This is a genomic window from Seohaeicola saemankumensis (assembly GCF_021021435.1).
Classification (GTDB): domain Bacteria; phylum Pseudomonadota; class Alphaproteobacteria; order Rhodobacterales; family Rhodobacteraceae; genus Seohaeicola.
The window spans coordinates 81,227-95,454 of record NZ_JAINWI010000004.1; the positions used below are offsets into that span (position 1 = coordinate 81,227).

Genomic DNA, 14,228 nt, shown 5'->3' on the forward strand with positions numbered 1-14,228 from the left:
ACCCGATGCAGCGCACACTTCTTGTGATCGCGGTTTTTGTCGCCTTGATCGTCGGCAGTTTCATCTGGTTTATTGTCACATGGGACGCAGCCAAGGAAAGTCCGGTAACGCAGCTTCCGGTCTTGCAGACCAAGGTGCGCGACGTATGACCAGTTTGCCTGACAGCACCGAACGCAAGCTTGGCCTTGTGATTGATCTGGACACCTGCGTGGGCTGTCATGCCTGCGTTGTGTCCTGCAAGGGCTGGAACACCGAAAATTACGGTGCGCCGCTATCGGACCAGACCCCCTACGGTGCGGACCCGTCCGGCACTTTCCTGAACCGCGTTCACAGCTACGAGGTGCAACCCGCCCAAGGTGCCGCACAGTTGGTGCATTTTCCGAAGTCCTGTCTGCATTGCGACAATGCCCCCTGCGTCACGGTATGCCCGACCGGTGCAAGCTATAAGCGGCAGGAAGACGGAATCGTTCTGGTGAACGAGGATGCCTGTATCGGTTGCGGATTATGTGCATGGGCCTGCCCCTACGGCGCACGGGAAATGGACGCGGCTTCCAAGGTGATGAAGAAATGCACCCTTTGTGTGGACCGCATCTACAACGAGAACCTGCCCGAGATAGACCGCGTTCCCGCCTGCGTGCGGACCTGTCCCAGCAATGCACGCCATTTCGGTGATCTTGCCGATCCTGACAGTGATGTCAGCCGTCTTGTTGTGGCACGCGGCGGGATGGACTTGATGCCCGAACAGGGCACCGCACCGGTCAACAAGTATCTGCCACCACGGATCAAAGACAGGCTGGACCGGATAGACGATGCCGATGTTCTGGAACCTTTTCTGGATGTTGTGACCGATCAGCCCAAAGGGTTTCTCGGCTGGCTCGACAAGGCGCTGGACAAGATCTGACATGTATCCTGCCCCCTCAATCATCGCCTTCTCGACATTGTCAGGTCTTGGCTTCGGTCTGATGTTCTGGCTGGGCATCGGTATGCCCGGATCAACGGGGCTGGTGGCGTTTGTATTCTTTGCCATCGCATATGTCTTGGCCGGTGCAGGTCTGATCGCGTCCACATTCCATCTTGGGCACCCTGAACGCGCGCTGTTGGCCTTCACGCAGTGGCGGTCAAGCTGGCTGAGCCGCGAGGCGGTCGGTGCCGTTGCGGCACTTGCGGTCATGGGGCTTTATGCTATCGGTCGGGTATTCTTCGCGGCATCCTGGATACCCATTGGATGGCTGGGCGCGGCCCTGTCGCTGATGACTGTGCTGACCACGTCGATGATCTACGCACAGATGAAAACCGTTCCCCGCTGGCGTAGCCCGCTCACACCCGCGCTGTATCTGGCTCTGTCGCTGGGCGGTGGTGCTTTGCTGGCAGGGCAGGTTACTTGGGCGCTGCTCCTGATTGGCATGGCGGGCCTGTTGCAACTGGCGTGGTGGTGGCACGGCGACCGTGCCTTTTCGGATGCGGGCACAACGATGGCCAGCGCAACGGGGCTTGGCCATATCGGGCGTGTTAGCGCGTTCGAGCCGCCACATACCGGCCCGAACTATCTGCTGCGCGAGATGGTCTATGTGGTTGGCCGCAAACACGCGTTCAAGCTGCGGATCATCGCCTTTGTGCTGGGCTATGCGCTGCCTCTGGCCTTCCTGCTTGTCACGTTCAGTCATTGGATGGGTCTGCTGGCCGTGCTGAGCCATATTACAGGCATTCTGGCCTCGCGCTGGCTGTTCTTTGCCGAGGCCGAACATGTTGTCGGCCTCTATTATGGCAAACGCTGATCAGCGCGCAGAGGTCTTGCCGCGCATGCCATCCCACCACCGCCGCACCTTTCCGCGCCGGTCAACCACATGATCGGTTGCAGCCTCGAACGAGTCACCGATATCCTCTAAAACTGGGTCAATCCGCGCGCGCCGAAAGCGACGCCAGCGAACCCAGATGGCCCATGAGACTGCCGCCAGCAATGTGAGGATCGTGATGTTGATCCACGGAATGATCGTGACATCGGGGCTGTCGACACGCCAGATCTTGATCGCATTGGGATAGATCGACAGGAATTCGTTGCGCCAGCCATAATGCCGGATCACAACCCATTGCGCTTGTTGCCCGCTGGTCGACCGGCTTTCAAGATCGGCGGCCTGTGCCTGAAGGTTCGAGGTGTTGAACTTGAAATAGGGTGGCCAACCCCATCCTGTATCCTCGTTGCGATAGATCATCGGTTTGTCATTGGTGCGAAAAGTCTGAATGAAAAAGACATCACGGTTCTGCGGGTTCACAGCATCGCCCGTCTGGGCATTGGCCCAGAAGATAGAATTCTCGCCAAAGTCGATACGTTCAAGATAGGTGTCGGTGATCCGCGCAACATCATGCTGCGGCAGCGTGTAATGCAGAAATGATCCGACCAGCAGCCAGAAAACCCCGATGAACGTCCATTTCACGTAAACCATTACATTTCCCTTCAGGTGAAATTCACCAGATAGATCACCACGGCGATCGTCACAACAGGAACCACATACACACCCCATAGCAGTTTGCGGCGCAACGAGCGGTCATAGATCTTGAGGCCACGCCGGACATAGGCGTTGCGATCTCCACGCCGGATATCCTCATCCCATTTTTGTCGCAGCTTGGATTTGCGGACAGAACGGGAATAGAGCGACAGCGAAATGTAAACCACTGTCAGGACAATGAAGCCTACTATGATCAATCTTGCCAGTGCCAGCATCCCCAATTCCCCATGTCACCGCAGCATCATGCCCCAATCAAACATCCGGTACACCCGCTATCTCCACCTGAGCACGATAAGCCCGAATTTCAAGCGTTTAGCACGTGACCGGTGAATACGGTTGCACCTATTGTCCCTACCGCATTAGCCTGCTTTCAAACTACAGGGGGTCCCGATGTCAGATCTGTTTTTTTCCGCAACACCCGACAGCGTCGAGGCTGATGTCGAGCGTCCCGCTGGCGACCGCGTGATCGCGGGTGACCCGGTCTTCACGTCATGGACACTCGAAGATCGCGACGGGCTTTACTGCGGCATCTGGGAATCCACGCCCGGATGCTGGCGGATATCCTATGGCGAATGGGAGTATTGCCGCATCCTGTCAGGGGTCTCGATCCTGACCGAGGATGGCGGCGCACCGGTCACAGTGAAAGCCGGTGACAGTTTTGTCTTGCGCCCAGGTTTTCAGGGCACATGGGAGGTGGTCGAGACAACCCGCAAGGATTTTGTCATCCGCCTCTGATCTGTCCGATGCCGTCCAAGACTATGCAGCAACAATGAAGGTTCCTTTATGACCATAACGACCCGCACCGGTCCGCTCAACCTGATCACGGATGTCGCTGGTCTGAGAGTGGGGAATGCCACCGATCCAACCATAAAGACCGGCGCGACAGTCCTGCTGGCCGATGCGCCTTTTACCGCGGGCGTTCATGTGATGGGCGGCGCACCCGGCACACGCGAGACAGACCTGCTAGCGCCAGACAAGACGGTGCAACAGGTTGATGCACTGGTTCTGTCAGGTGGTTCGGCCTTCGGGCTTGATACGGCGTCCGGCGTCGCCGATGCCTTACGGCTTATAGGGCGCGGCTTTGCCGTTGGTGCCCATAAAGTGCCGATCGTGCCTGCAGCAATCCTGTTCGATCTGAACAATGGCGGCGCGAAAGACTGGCAGGACAACCCTTACAAAGCATTGGGACGGCAAGCGCTCGCGCAGGCAGGTTCGCAGTTCGACCTTGGCAGCATTGGCGCTGGTGCCGGCGGGATCACCGCAAACCTACGCGGAGGTCTCGGTTCGGCCTCTGTAGTTTTACCATCGGGCCATACCGTCGGCGCGCTTGTTGCCGTCAACGCGCTGGGCTCGGCCACAGTGGGCGATAGCCCGCATTTCTGGGCCGCCCCATTCGAGATGGGCAACGAGTTCGGCGGGCTGGGCGTCGCGCATCACTATCCCGATCCGCATATCCCCGTGACCAAGCTGGCCAGCCACGCCAACACGACCATCGGCATTGTCGCCACCGATGCGGACTTGACGCAGGCGCAATGCACGCGCATGGCAACCGCAGCCCATGACGGGTTTGCTCGCGCGCTGGTGCCGGCCCATACCCCGATGGATGGCGACCTGATCTTTGCCGCAGCCATGGGGACGCGTCCCCTGGAAAACCCGACTGCCGACGCTCTGGCACTGGGTCATGCAGCAGCGACCTGTATGGCCCGTGCCATTGCGCGGGCAATCCATGCGGCACAGTCTTTGCCGGACGATACCAAACCCAGCTGGCAGGACCGTTTCGGGCAGAATTAGACTCGCAAGGCCACGATCATCTTGTCCTAAACACTCATTCTTCCAGCGATGCTCAACCAAGCAGGTGCTGCACCATCCCGCTTTCGGGATCTGCCAGCGCGTCGATCACATCGAAATGGTGTTTGCCCTTGTCCACCACATGCGCGCAACCCCAAGCTTCGGCAAGCAAGCGCGCCTGATCCAGAAAAACGGGGCGTTCCTTGGCACCGACCCAGACCGTCACCGGCACAGGCAACCTATGATCCAGCAACACCGGGCTTTCGGCGATTGCTCCGGCTTCATCCAGACGGAAATCGTTATTCATGCTCGTCCGCAAAAGCGGGCGAAGGTCTGCTACAGGCGAGATCGGCATGACATGCTGCAACCGCGCCGCAACAGCGTCGGGCAACAAACCCGGCTGCAGCATGCGCGCCACAAGATGTCCGCCTGCGGAATGGCCTGACAGCACAACCGGACCTGCCACCATGGCCGCTGCCGTGGTGATCGCCTGCGCGATCTGTTGCGTGATATCCGCGATCCGCACCGCAGGGCAAAGGTCATAAGAGGGCATGGCAACCACCCACCCCCGTGACAGTGCGCCGGCTGCCAGATGCGACCAGATGCTTTTGTCGAACCGCAGCCAGTATCCGCCATGCACGAAGACCATCAGCCCCTTGGCGTCACCCGCCGGATAGAACAGATCGAGTCGCTGGCGCGCGCTGTCACCATAAGACAGATCAAGATCCGCCAATCCCTGTTCCAGCAGGCCTTCGCGCAAGCCTTCCGCGGCGCGTGCCCAGCGCGGGGGGTAGTCGGCAGCCCCCGGAATATAGGCCGCGTTGGCATAGGCATCATCCAGATCCGTCATTCACTTTCTCCGTCCTGCTCTGGACAAGCCTAGCGCCAGATGCTTTGCCTATGCCACCTGATAATTGGAGGATCCGCCATGCTGGACAGCAAGACAGACCTGAAATCCCTGCTCAATGACCCGTCCCTGCTGGCCGAGAAAGCCTATCTCGACGGCAAATGGGTCGATAGCGAGACAGGGGCGACTTTTGAAGTCACAAACCCTGCTCGCGGTGACGTCATCGCCCACGTCGCCGATCTGAGCCGCGCGCAGGTGGCGCAGGCCATCACCTCTGCCCAGAAAGCGCAGATTGAATGGGCCAAGCATACCGGCAAGGAGCGGGCGATCATCCTGCGCCGCTGGTTTGATCTGATGGTCGAGAATACCGATGATCTGGCCATGATCCTGACGGCCGAACAGGGCAAGCCGCTGGCTGAGGCCAAGGGCGAGATCGCTTATGGTGCCGCGTTTATCGAATTCTTTGCCGAAGAGGCCAAGCGTATTTATGGCGAGACCATTCCCGGCCACCAGCGCGACAAGCGCATCACCGTGATCAAGCAACCGATCGGTGTGGCTGCGTCGATCACCCCGTGGAACTTTCCGACAGCGATGATCACCCGCAAGGTGGCACCCGCATTGGCCGCAGGCTGTGGGTTCGTCGCGCGCCCGTCTGAATTGACGCCGCTATCGGCGCTGGCGATGGGTGTGCTGGCGGAACGCGCAGGCATTCCCGCCGGCGTTCTGAATATCGTGACAACGACGGATGCGTCCGAGACCGGCAAGGAATTCTGCGAAAACCCCACGGTGCGTAAGCTCAGCTTTACCGGATCGACCAACGTGGGACGCATCCTGTTGCGTCAGGCTGCGGATCAGGTGATGAAATGTTCGATGGAACTGGGCGGCAACGCGCCGTTTATTGTGTTCGACGATGCTGATCTGGATGCCGCCGTGGAAGGTGCCATCATGTGCAAGTTCCGCAATAACGGGCAAACCTGCGTTTGCGCCAACCGAATCTACGTACAGGCCGGTATCTATGACGCCTTTGCCGCCAAGCTGAAAGAGGCCGTGGGCAAGCTCAAGGTCGGTGACGGGCTTGAGGCGGGCACAACTCTCGGGCCGTTGATCAATGCAGCCGCCATCAAGAAAGTGCAAAGCCATGTCGCAGATGCTACTGCCAAGGGCGGTACGGTCATCATGGGTGGCGATCCAATGCAGGGGCCGGGCAACTTCCTGCCTCCTACAATTGTTACCGGCGCGACTCGCGATATGATCGTCGCAACCGAAGAGACCTTTGGCCCCTTCGCGCCGCTTTTCAAATTCACCGATGTGGACGAGGTGATTGATCTGGCCAATGACACGATCTTCGGCCTTGCCGCCTATTTCTATGCCCGCGACCTGAGTCGCGTCTACAAAGTGGCGGAAGCCTTGGAATACGGCATTGTCGGCGTGAATACAGGCATCATCTCGACCGAGGTCGCGCCCTTTGGCGGTGTCAAGCAATCAGGCCTTGGCCGCGAGGGTAGCCGCCACGGGATCGAGGATTATCTCGAGATGAAATACATCTGCATGTCCGTGTAACCGACGGGGAAACCCACCCAACAACAAGCAGCGGCGCGTTGATCGTGCCGCCGCCAAAAGGCGCCAATGACACCGCTCGCTGCCTATGTCGCGCTGTTCGTCAGCGCCTTTACTTCGGCCACGCTACTGCCCGGATCGTCCGAGGTGGTTTTAGTCGGCTTTCTGGTGACAGGTATTGGCGATCCCGTCACCTTGGTGCTGGTGGCGATTGCAGGCAACCTGATCGGGTCCATCGTCACATGGGGCATGGGCCGCTATGCGGCAGAGTTTCGGGATAAACGCTGGTTTCCGGTTTCGCCTGACCAGTATGGCAAAGCCGAATCTTGGTATGCACGCTATGGCAAATGGACCCTGCTTTTTGCCTGGGTGCCGGTGATCGGCGATCCGTTGACCGTTGTTGCCGGTGCCATGCGTGCACGGCTGGCACTTGTGATCGTTCTGGTCGGTCTTGGTAAAGCAGGACGATACATTGCGGTGGCGGGTGGCTACAGTTTTTGGGCCAGTTGATAAAAAGGGTCCGCGGAACATCTCCGCAGACCCGCTTCTGGATAGGTGTGAAGGCCTCAGTTAACGGCTTTCGCCTCGAGCACATCCTTGTCGGTCGCGTTCTGAGCCGATGCGTTTGCGATCTGGATGCGACGGGGCTTCAACACCTCGGGGATCTCGCGCTTCAGATCAATGTGCAGCATCCCGTCGGCATGGCTGGCGCCTGTGACACGCACATGATCGGCCAGCGTGAAACGCCGCTCGAATGCACGGGTAGCTATTCCGCGGTGCAGGTAGGTGCGGCCTTTCTCGACCTCTTCGCCTTTGCGTGCCGCGACGACAAGCGCGTTCTCCCGCACCTCGACCGTCAGGTCATCTGCGGCAAAACCGGCCACGGCCAGCGAGATGCGATAGGCATTCTCGTCCGTCTTTTCGATATTGTAGGGCGGATATGTCGGCTGCGGCAGATCGCTGGTAAAGACATGGTCCATCAGGTCCGCGATCTGGTCAAATCCGACGGTTGCACGGTAAAGCGGTGCAAGATCATAGTTTCGCATGGGTTATCCTCCATCTGAGCGATACCAAGTCAAAGCCTTCCCAAAGGGACAGGCAAACGTCCCAAGGCCCTTGAGTGGCGCCTCGGTATTCCAGATGTGGGAAAGAAATTCGCTGCTTTCAAGGGCAGGGTTGGGCACGCATTATGGCCGGACGAATTTGGCCCCAGTATCGCGTTGAACACCGCCCGGAGTCACGCGGTTCGCGTCGGGCGAGGCATGCAAAAAAACGCCCCCGCCTTCGGCAAGCTGCGCTTTCAAGCGGTCCAGTGGTTCTTGCAACTGGGTGCCGAGAGCGACCTTGGCGCCACGCACTTCGGCTTTGGCCGAAACGACCGATACAATCCGCACGCCATCGGGCCCGAACGAAAAAATCGGTGCTCCGGATGATCCGAAATCGACGGAACAGGACATGATCAACACGCCTTCTTGCTGCCCCATGACAGCGCACATTTCCTGAAGTGAGGGCGCATCGGCCCGATCAAAGGCATAGGACACAACGCCAACGCGATCCCCCGTGCGTGGACGGGCATCTGTCAAAAAGGGCACGACAGTGGTTGTCCGGATCGGTTGCTGTAGTTCAAGTAGCGCGACATCGTTCCGCACCCGCTGCGACACAACATCGCCGTCAAAGGTGTAATCCGCATCGATAACCGCACGGCGCACCCAGCGATAGGCCTCGGCGCGGCCGTTTCGCCAGCCAGCGCGAAATTCGATCTTGCTGTGGTCGATCCGTTCACCAGTGCTGCGGTCGAAAAGACAATGGGCCGCTGTCAGAACCAGATCGGGCGCAATCAGCGCGCCGGTGCAAAAGCCCCGCCCGTCGATATCCAGACGGCCAACGGCCTCCCAACCACGGGTCTGATCGCCTGTATCCAGACGCGTCAGTCTGGTCTCCTGCGCTGTCGCCTTGGTCACGCCAACCGATAGAAGGGCGCAAAACAATCCGATGGCAAAGCTCAATCCGCGCGGCATCATAATTCCTCGAAAGTCCTGATACCCAGATAGGATCGAATTCCGGCCAAATTGCGACTGTTTTCAGCGAAGAATAGGGATCTTCGGCTGGTTTTTTCCTTGGGCTGTAAAAGCAGGGGGCAGTGGACCACCTGTTGCCCAGTCCAGAAGCTCGACCGTGTGCACAATCGGTACTTGCGTGGCTGATCCGATCTGCATCATGCAACCGATGTTTCCAGCAGCGATCACATCAGGGTTGCGTGCCTCAAGGGTCTGGACCTTGCGATCCTTCAACTGTTTGGAAATTGCTGGCTGCATCAGGTTATACGTACCGGCAGAACCACAGCAAAGATGGCTGTCAGCGGGTTCGACCACCGTAAACCCCGCCTGCTTAAGCAAGTCTTTGGGGAATGTCTTGATCTGCTGGCCGTGTTGCAGCGAACAAGCCGCGTGATAGGCCACGGTCATCCCCTTGTTGTCGCCCCTGGGCAGATCAAGGCTGATCAATACCTCGGACACGTCCTTTGCGATCGCCGAAACCCTTTCCGCATCAACCGCCAGATCGGTGTTGCGGAACATATGGCCATAATCCTTGACGGTCGTGCCGCAACCGCTCGTGTTGATTACGATGGCATCCAAACCGCCCTTGTCCATCTCGGCGGCCCAAGCGCGGATGTTGCGTGCGGCTGTCGCATGGCTTTCCTTTTCCTTGCCCATATGATGGGTCAAAGCCCCGCAGCATCCCTGCCCTTCGGCAATTACCACTTCGCAGCCATGCCTTTGCAAGACACGGATGGTGGCATCGTTGATATCTGTGTTCAACGCGCGTTGGGCGCAACCTGTCATCAACGCCACGCGCTTGCGTTTGGGCGCTTGTGCGGCAAATGTCTGCGGATCATCATTGCGGCTGACCGGAGGGATGCCCTTCGGTGCCATCTCGAGCATGGCGCGCAACCGCGCGTCCGGCATAAGCCGTGCCAACGGCCGCCCGATCTTGGCCCCCAACAACGCCACACGGAAACGCATCGGATATGGCAGAATACGTGCAAGAACCCAGCGCAACAGCCTGTCACCAAGCGGGCGCTTGTAGTGCTCCTCGATATAGGCGCGGGCATGGTCGACAAGGTGCATATAATGCACACCCGAGGGGCAAGTCGTCATGCAGGCCAGACAGGACAGGCAACGGTCGATATGCTTGACCGTCTTTTCATCCGGCACGCGGCTGTTTTCCAGCATGTCCTTGATCAGGTAGATGCGGCCACGCGGGCTATCCAATTCGTCGCCGAGGATCTGGTAGGTCGGACAAGTGGCGGTGCAGAAACCGCAATGCACACAGGACCGTAGAATCTGGTTCGAACGCGCAATAGCTGGGTCCGTAAGCTGTTCGGGTGTAAAGGTCGTTTGCATGTCAATTCCCCGTCAGTGCGCGCAAGAAGGCCGAAATCGCAAAAAGAACCGCAACTGCCGCCAAAGCATAGCCCCAGACCGGCAACTTCGCGCCAAGGATACGATGGGTGAGATGGGCAAGCGCCGCCAGAGCGACACCCGGGGCAGCCATAAGCGCATAGGTGCTCGTCAGGCCCTGATCCTGTTCTCCGCCCGAGGCGACCCAGAGGATCGACAGCAAGGCAGTGGCAATACCGATGCCAGCCGCAGCCTGCCGCCCCGGTTGTAGCATGCAAAGTGAAATGGCGACCACGACAGGCACGATGATGATCAAAATCATGATACGATAGCCCGTATCATATCCGTGTCTGTCGCAAAAATTCCGCGCGGGTCAAACTTGGCGCGGATACCGGCACTCAGGGCGGCAATAGTAGGCGATTCCGGTTGCTCCACAGGAAGGCGTGCCAATGTCTGCTCATCGGCCCGCAGCAATGTCGCATGACCCTGAAAGCCCGCGATCCGTGTGCGCAGGTCTGTTCCGGGGGCCATACGCAGCCAGACCAGACCACCGCCCCAATCATAAAGCGCCGCTTCGGCCCCCGAGCGGGCCACGATCCCCGGTGCATCGCTGGGCTTGACCGACAGCCGCCAGATATCGCCCGCAACACCGTGAAAGGGAGATACGTCGCGGATTTTTGGCCACACCTCAACGCTTTGCTCAATGTCTCCGCCCAGCATTCCGCGCAATTTCTCTGCGCGATAGGCGACTGATCCGGCAAATCCCTCGATCCTCAGGAATGTTCCTTGTCCAGGCCAATGCGCGGCACCGCTTACCTCGTAGGGAGAGCCGAGCGCTTGCGCCATGGCGCGCACTGCCGCGGCATCGTCCAGACCCACGATGACCAGCGTGCAAACCACTTCCGTGCGCGGAAGCACCTTGAGGGCAACCTCACTCAGCACGCCGAGCCGCCCCTTTGAGCCGGCCATCAGTTTGACCAAATCATAGCCGGTGACATTCTTCATCACCCGCCCACCATTCTTGAGGATGCGGCCCGACCCGTCCACAAAGCGCACACCCAACAGGAAATCACGCGCAGCGCCAACCTGGATCCGGCGCGGCCCGCTGACATTGGCCGCGAAAACCCCGCCGATGGTTGGTGTGCCGCTTGTTCCCAGTAATCCGCGATGATCGACTGGCTCGAATGGCAGGCATTGACCCTCGGCCTCAAGCGCCGCTTCGATATCCGACAGCGCGGTGCCAGCTTGTGCCACCAAGGTCAGCGATCCCGGCTCGTAAAGCGAAATCCCTGACAGGCCCCGCGACGTCAGAATATCCGCGCGCGGCGCCATCGCAGAACGTGTCCCGCCGCCGATCACCTGCATGGGCTGCTTGGCACCTGCAATCAGTTCTGCCAACTCGGCCTCGGTCCGGGGTGTGATCATTTTCATCTCGCCATAATACTCCGGGCGACCGGGGGCTGGCCCCCCGGTTCTTCTGTCAGGCCGCACGCCGCGCGTCGGATGCGGCCAGCGGGAAAACCTTGGCCGGATTCAGCAGCCATTGCGGATCGAATACATCCTTGACCGCCATCTGGATGTCCAGATCGTCGGGCGCAAATTGATCCACCATCAGATCGCGTTTCTCGATCCCCACGCCATGTTCGCCGGTCAGACAACCGCCGACTTCCACACACAGCTTGAGGATATCGGCGCCCAGCGCCTCGCATAGTTCCAAATCACCAGGCTTGTTGGCATCGAACAGGATCAGCGGGTGCATATTGCCATCACCGGCATGGAACACATTGCCCACGTCCAGCCCGTATTCCTTGCTCATCTCGCCAATCCGGCGCAGCACATAGGGCAGTTGGCTAACGGGGATCGTGCCATCCAGGCACATATAGTCGTTGATCTGTCCCATCGCCCCGAAGGCCGATTTGCGCCCCAGCCAGATACGCGCGCTTTCATCGGCGGATTTACTTTCGCGCAGCTCGACAGGATGGTGCCGCCGTGCAATGGCGATGATCTTGTCAAGCTGCTCGTCAATCTCGGCATCCGAGCCTTCCACCTCGACGATCAGCAGCGCCTCGCAATCGGGATAGCCCGCTTTGGCGAACGCCTCGGTTGCGCGGATGCAAGGGCGGTCCATAAACTCGATTGCCACCGGCAGAACACCGGCCTTGATGATGTCCGAGACACATTCGCCCGCCACCTCGTTGCTGTCGAAACCCATCAAGACGGGGCGCGCGCCCTCGGGCTTTCGCAGGATACGCAAGGTTGCTTCGGTCACGACGCCCAACTGACCCTCGGACCCGCAGATGACACCCAACAGGTCCAGCCCGCCGGCATCCAGATGCGCGCCGCCAATCTCGACCACGGTGCCATCCATCAGCACCATCGTGACACCCATCAGGTTGTTGGTCGTTACACCGTATTTCAAGCAATGCGCCCCGCCCGAATTCATCGCGATATTGCCCGCAATCGCGCAGGCCAACTGGCTGGACGGATCGGGCGCATAGAAGAAATCGCTTTCCTGTACCGCGCCCGTCACGCTCAGGTTTGTGCGGCCTGACTGAACGCGAATAAACCGGTTCTCGTAGTCGGTTTCGAGAACAGCATTCATACGGGCCACGCCAAGGATCAGACAATCGGCTGTCGGCAATGCGCCCCCCGCCAGCGACGTGCCCGACCCGCGGGGCACGACCGGCACACCCATCTCGTGGCAGATCCGCAGGATATCCGAGACTTCCTGCGTGGTGGATGGCAGAACCGCCACCATCGGCGGACAACGATAGGCCGTCAGGGCATCGCATTCATAGGCGCGGGTTTCGGCCTCAAGATGGATAACCGCATCCCGAGGCAGCACGCGCAACAAACGCTCGACCAGTTGGGGTTTCTTGGCCAGAATAACGGGATTCGGGGTCGGCATGTCCATAGATGATGCTCCTCCTGCGTATTGGTAAAAAAATATAACCAATTTATCCTATCTGGCAAGTGCCGATGTGACCAGTTAGGATTCGCCTATGACATGGATGGACCGCCTTGGATTGTTCGGACCGCTGGATATTGCGGGACTTGCCCTTTTGTTCGGGGGCTGGTTCCTGATCGGGTGGCGGATCGAGGCCTTGGGGGGCCGACGTCCGTCCGTATCGATCCTGATGGCCGAATACCGGCGCGAATGGATGCGGATGATGGTCAGCCGCCAGACACGGATGTTTGACGCGCAAGTGCTGAGCACGCTGCGTCAGGGGGCCTCCTTCTTTGCCTCTGCAACAATGATCGCCATCGGCGGCGGTCTGGCACTGGTCGGCAATGCCGAAAGACTGCAAGGAGTGGCCAGCGATCTGACAATGACCAGCGACCCGATTTTCGTCTGGGAGGTCAAGCTGCTGGTGACCCTGTTCCTGCTGTCCAATGCCTTCCTCAAATTCGTCTGGTCGCACCGGTTGTTCGGGTATTGCGCGATCCTGATTGCGGCTGTGCCCAACGAAGCCGACGATCCCAGCGCCTTTCCTAGGGCCTCCAAAGCTGCCGAGGTCAACATCACCGCGGCGCGCAGTTTCAATCGCGGTCTGCGCTCGGTCTATTTTGCATTGGCAAGTGCGGCATGGCTCGTCGGCGCATGGCCTCTCGTCCTGACAACGCTGGTCACGTTGGCTGTGCTGTGGCGGCGCGAGTTCGCATCCCAATCCCGTGCGATTCTGACACAACAAACCGACGGTTTGGGCTACACGCAGACGTGACGCCTCTTTCATGCTTCGGACTGCTAGATACACACCATGATCACACATTCCACAATCTTACCCCTGGCAGCCTTGCTGCTTTCCGCTTTGCAGGTTCGCGCAGACTCTCCTGCTGTGGTTGGCGTAACGACGGGACTGGCAGGAATGGGCTGGCGCTTTGAAGTCACCATTAGCCACCCTGATTCCGGCTGGGACCATTTCGCCGATGGCTGGGAAATACAGGACAGCCAAGGCAACAGGCTGGGCTGGCGCCAGTTGCTGCATCCCCATGTGAACGAGCAACCCTTCACCCGCAGCCTGAACAATGTGATGATCCCCGACGGTACGAAAGAAGTTTTCATCCGCACCAGATGCGCACGTGACGGATGGTCGGATCAGATAACAAGGGTCGTCCTTGAGCGTTGAACGC

Annotated in this window: 18 protein-coding genes; 9 read left to right on the forward strand and 9 right to left on the reverse strand. The window is 59.2% G+C overall.

Going from position 1 to position 14,228, the window contains the following annotated elements:
• The first annotated feature begins 5 nt into the window (after positions 1 to 5).
• The 3 genes from K7H22_RS02245 to K7H22_RS02255 are packed head-to-tail and all read left to right on the forward strand — an operon-like array spanning position 6 to position 1,775.
• Complete coding sequence (locus K7H22_RS02245) at positions 6 to 149, forward strand: hypothetical protein (protein ID WP_230799367.1); 144 nt, start codon at positions 6 to 8, stop codon at positions 147 to 149.
• Positions 146 to 901 carry a 4Fe-4S dicluster domain-containing protein gene (locus K7H22_RS02250; RefSeq protein ID WP_230799095.1) on the forward strand — a complete coding sequence of 252 codons (756 nt, stop codon included), beginning with the start codon at positions 146 to 148 and terminating at the stop codon, positions 899 to 901. Before K7H22_RS02245 ends, K7H22_RS02250 begins: the two co-directional genes overlap by 4 nt.
• Position 902: 1 nt before the next feature.
• Entirely contained in the window at positions 903 to 1,775 is an 873-nt protein-coding gene (locus K7H22_RS02255; protein WP_230799097.1) for a dimethyl sulfoxide reductase anchor subunit family protein, read from the forward strand.
• Here the strand turns inward: K7H22_RS02255 and K7H22_RS02260 are convergent, their stop codons facing one another.
• Positions 1,776 to 2,441, reverse strand: coding sequence for a DUF1523 family protein (locus K7H22_RS02260; protein ID WP_230799099.1), 666 nt, complete (start codon positions 2,439 to 2,441; stop codon positions 1,776 to 1,778). It lies immediately after the preceding gene.
• An 11-nt stretch (positions 2,442 to 2,452) separates the two neighbouring features.
• The gene (locus K7H22_RS02265; RefSeq protein ID WP_230799101.1) at positions 2,453 to 2,719 is read right to left on the reverse strand and encodes a hypothetical protein; all 267 of its coding nucleotides are present in this window, start codon (positions 2,717 to 2,719) and stop codon (positions 2,453 to 2,455) included.
• A gap of 175 nt (positions 2,720 to 2,894) precedes the next feature.
• On the opposite strand from K7H22_RS02265, the gene K7H22_RS02270 reads away from it, so the two are divergent.
• On the forward strand, positions 2,895 to 3,239 hold the full coding sequence (locus K7H22_RS02270) for a cupin domain-containing protein (protein ID WP_230799103.1): 345 nt from the start codon (positions 2,895 to 2,897) through the stop codon (positions 3,237 to 3,239).
• 48 nt (positions 3,240 to 3,287) lie between these two features.
• The gene (locus K7H22_RS02275) at positions 3,288 to 4,295 is read left to right on the forward strand and encodes a P1 family peptidase (protein ID WP_230799105.1); all 1,008 of its coding nucleotides are present in this window, start codon (positions 3,288 to 3,290) and stop codon (positions 4,293 to 4,295) included.
• A 52-nt stretch (positions 4,296 to 4,347) separates the two neighbouring features.
• Here K7H22_RS02275 and K7H22_RS02280 read toward each other — a convergent pair whose 3' ends face one another.
• Positions 4,348 to 5,142, reverse strand: a complete 795-nt coding sequence (locus tag K7H22_RS02280) for an alpha/beta hydrolase (protein ID WP_230799107.1) — start codon at positions 5,140 to 5,142, stop codon at positions 4,348 to 4,350.
• Positions 5,143 to 5,220: 78 nt separating this feature from the next.
• Here K7H22_RS02280 and K7H22_RS02285 point away from each other — a divergent pair, with 78 nt between their 5' ends.
• Positions 5,221 to 6,699: an NAD-dependent succinate-semialdehyde dehydrogenase gene (locus tag K7H22_RS02285; RefSeq protein ID WP_230799109.1), complete on the forward strand. Its 1,479-nt coding sequence runs from the start codon at positions 5,221 to 5,223 to the stop codon at positions 6,697 to 6,699.
• A 66-nt stretch (positions 6,700 to 6,765) separates the two neighbouring features.
• Entirely contained in the window at positions 6,766 to 7,206 is a 441-nt protein-coding gene (locus tag K7H22_RS02290; protein ID WP_230799111.1) for a YqaA family protein, read from the forward strand.
• 56 nt (positions 7,207 to 7,262) lie between these two features.
• On the opposite strand, the gene K7H22_RS02295 is transcribed toward K7H22_RS02290, so the two are convergent.
• The 6 genes from K7H22_RS02295 to K7H22_RS02320 all read right to left on the reverse strand — a co-directional run bounded on the left by K7H22_RS02295 (position 7,263) and on the right by K7H22_RS02320 (position 13,011).
• Entirely contained in the window at positions 7,263 to 7,742 is a 480-nt protein-coding gene (locus K7H22_RS02295) for an Hsp20 family protein (protein WP_230799113.1), read from the reverse strand.
• Positions 7,743 to 7,883: 141 nt separating this feature from the next.
• Positions 7,884 to 8,714 (reverse strand): trypsin-like serine peptidase, encoded by an 831-nt coding sequence (locus K7H22_RS02300; protein ID WP_230799114.1) that lies wholly within the window; start codon positions 8,712 to 8,714, stop codon positions 7,884 to 7,886.
• A gap of 63 nt (positions 8,715 to 8,777) precedes the next feature.
• Positions 8,778 to 10,100, reverse strand: coding sequence for a glycolate oxidase subunit GlcF (gene glcF / locus K7H22_RS02305; RefSeq protein ID WP_230799116.1), 1,323 nt, complete (start codon positions 10,098 to 10,100; stop codon positions 8,778 to 8,780).
• 1 nt (position 10,101) lies between these two features.
• Entirely contained in the window at positions 10,102 to 10,419 is a 318-nt protein-coding gene (locus K7H22_RS02310; protein ID WP_230799117.1) for a hypothetical protein, read from the reverse strand.
• Complete coding sequence (locus K7H22_RS02315) at positions 10,416 to 11,519, reverse strand: FAD-binding protein (RefSeq protein ID WP_230799352.1); 1,104 nt, start codon at positions 11,517 to 11,519, stop codon at positions 10,416 to 10,418. The genes K7H22_RS02310 and K7H22_RS02315 overlap by 4 nt, the downstream gene beginning before the upstream one ends.
• A 58-nt stretch (positions 11,520 to 11,577) precedes the next feature.
• The gene (locus K7H22_RS02320; protein ID WP_230799118.1) at positions 11,578 to 13,011 is read right to left on the reverse strand and encodes an FAD-linked oxidase C-terminal domain-containing protein; all 1,434 of its coding nucleotides are present in this window, start codon (positions 13,009 to 13,011) and stop codon (positions 11,578 to 11,580) included.
• Positions 13,012 to 13,099: 88 nt separating this feature from the next.
• Between K7H22_RS02320 and K7H22_RS02325 the strand changes: the two genes are divergently transcribed.
• Both K7H22_RS02325 and K7H22_RS02330 read left to right on the forward strand, forming a co-directional pair.
• Positions 13,100 to 13,819, forward strand: a complete 720-nt coding sequence (locus tag K7H22_RS02325) for a DUF599 domain-containing protein (RefSeq protein ID WP_230799119.1) — start codon at positions 13,100 to 13,102, stop codon at positions 13,817 to 13,819.
• A 144-nt stretch (positions 13,820 to 13,963) separates the two neighbouring features.
• Positions 13,964 to 14,224 carry a hypothetical protein gene (locus K7H22_RS02330; RefSeq protein ID WP_330165822.1) on the forward strand — a complete coding sequence of 87 codons (261 nt, stop codon included), beginning with the start codon at positions 13,964 to 13,966 and terminating at the stop codon, positions 14,222 to 14,224.
• Positions 14,225 to 14,228: the final 4 nt, after the last annotated feature.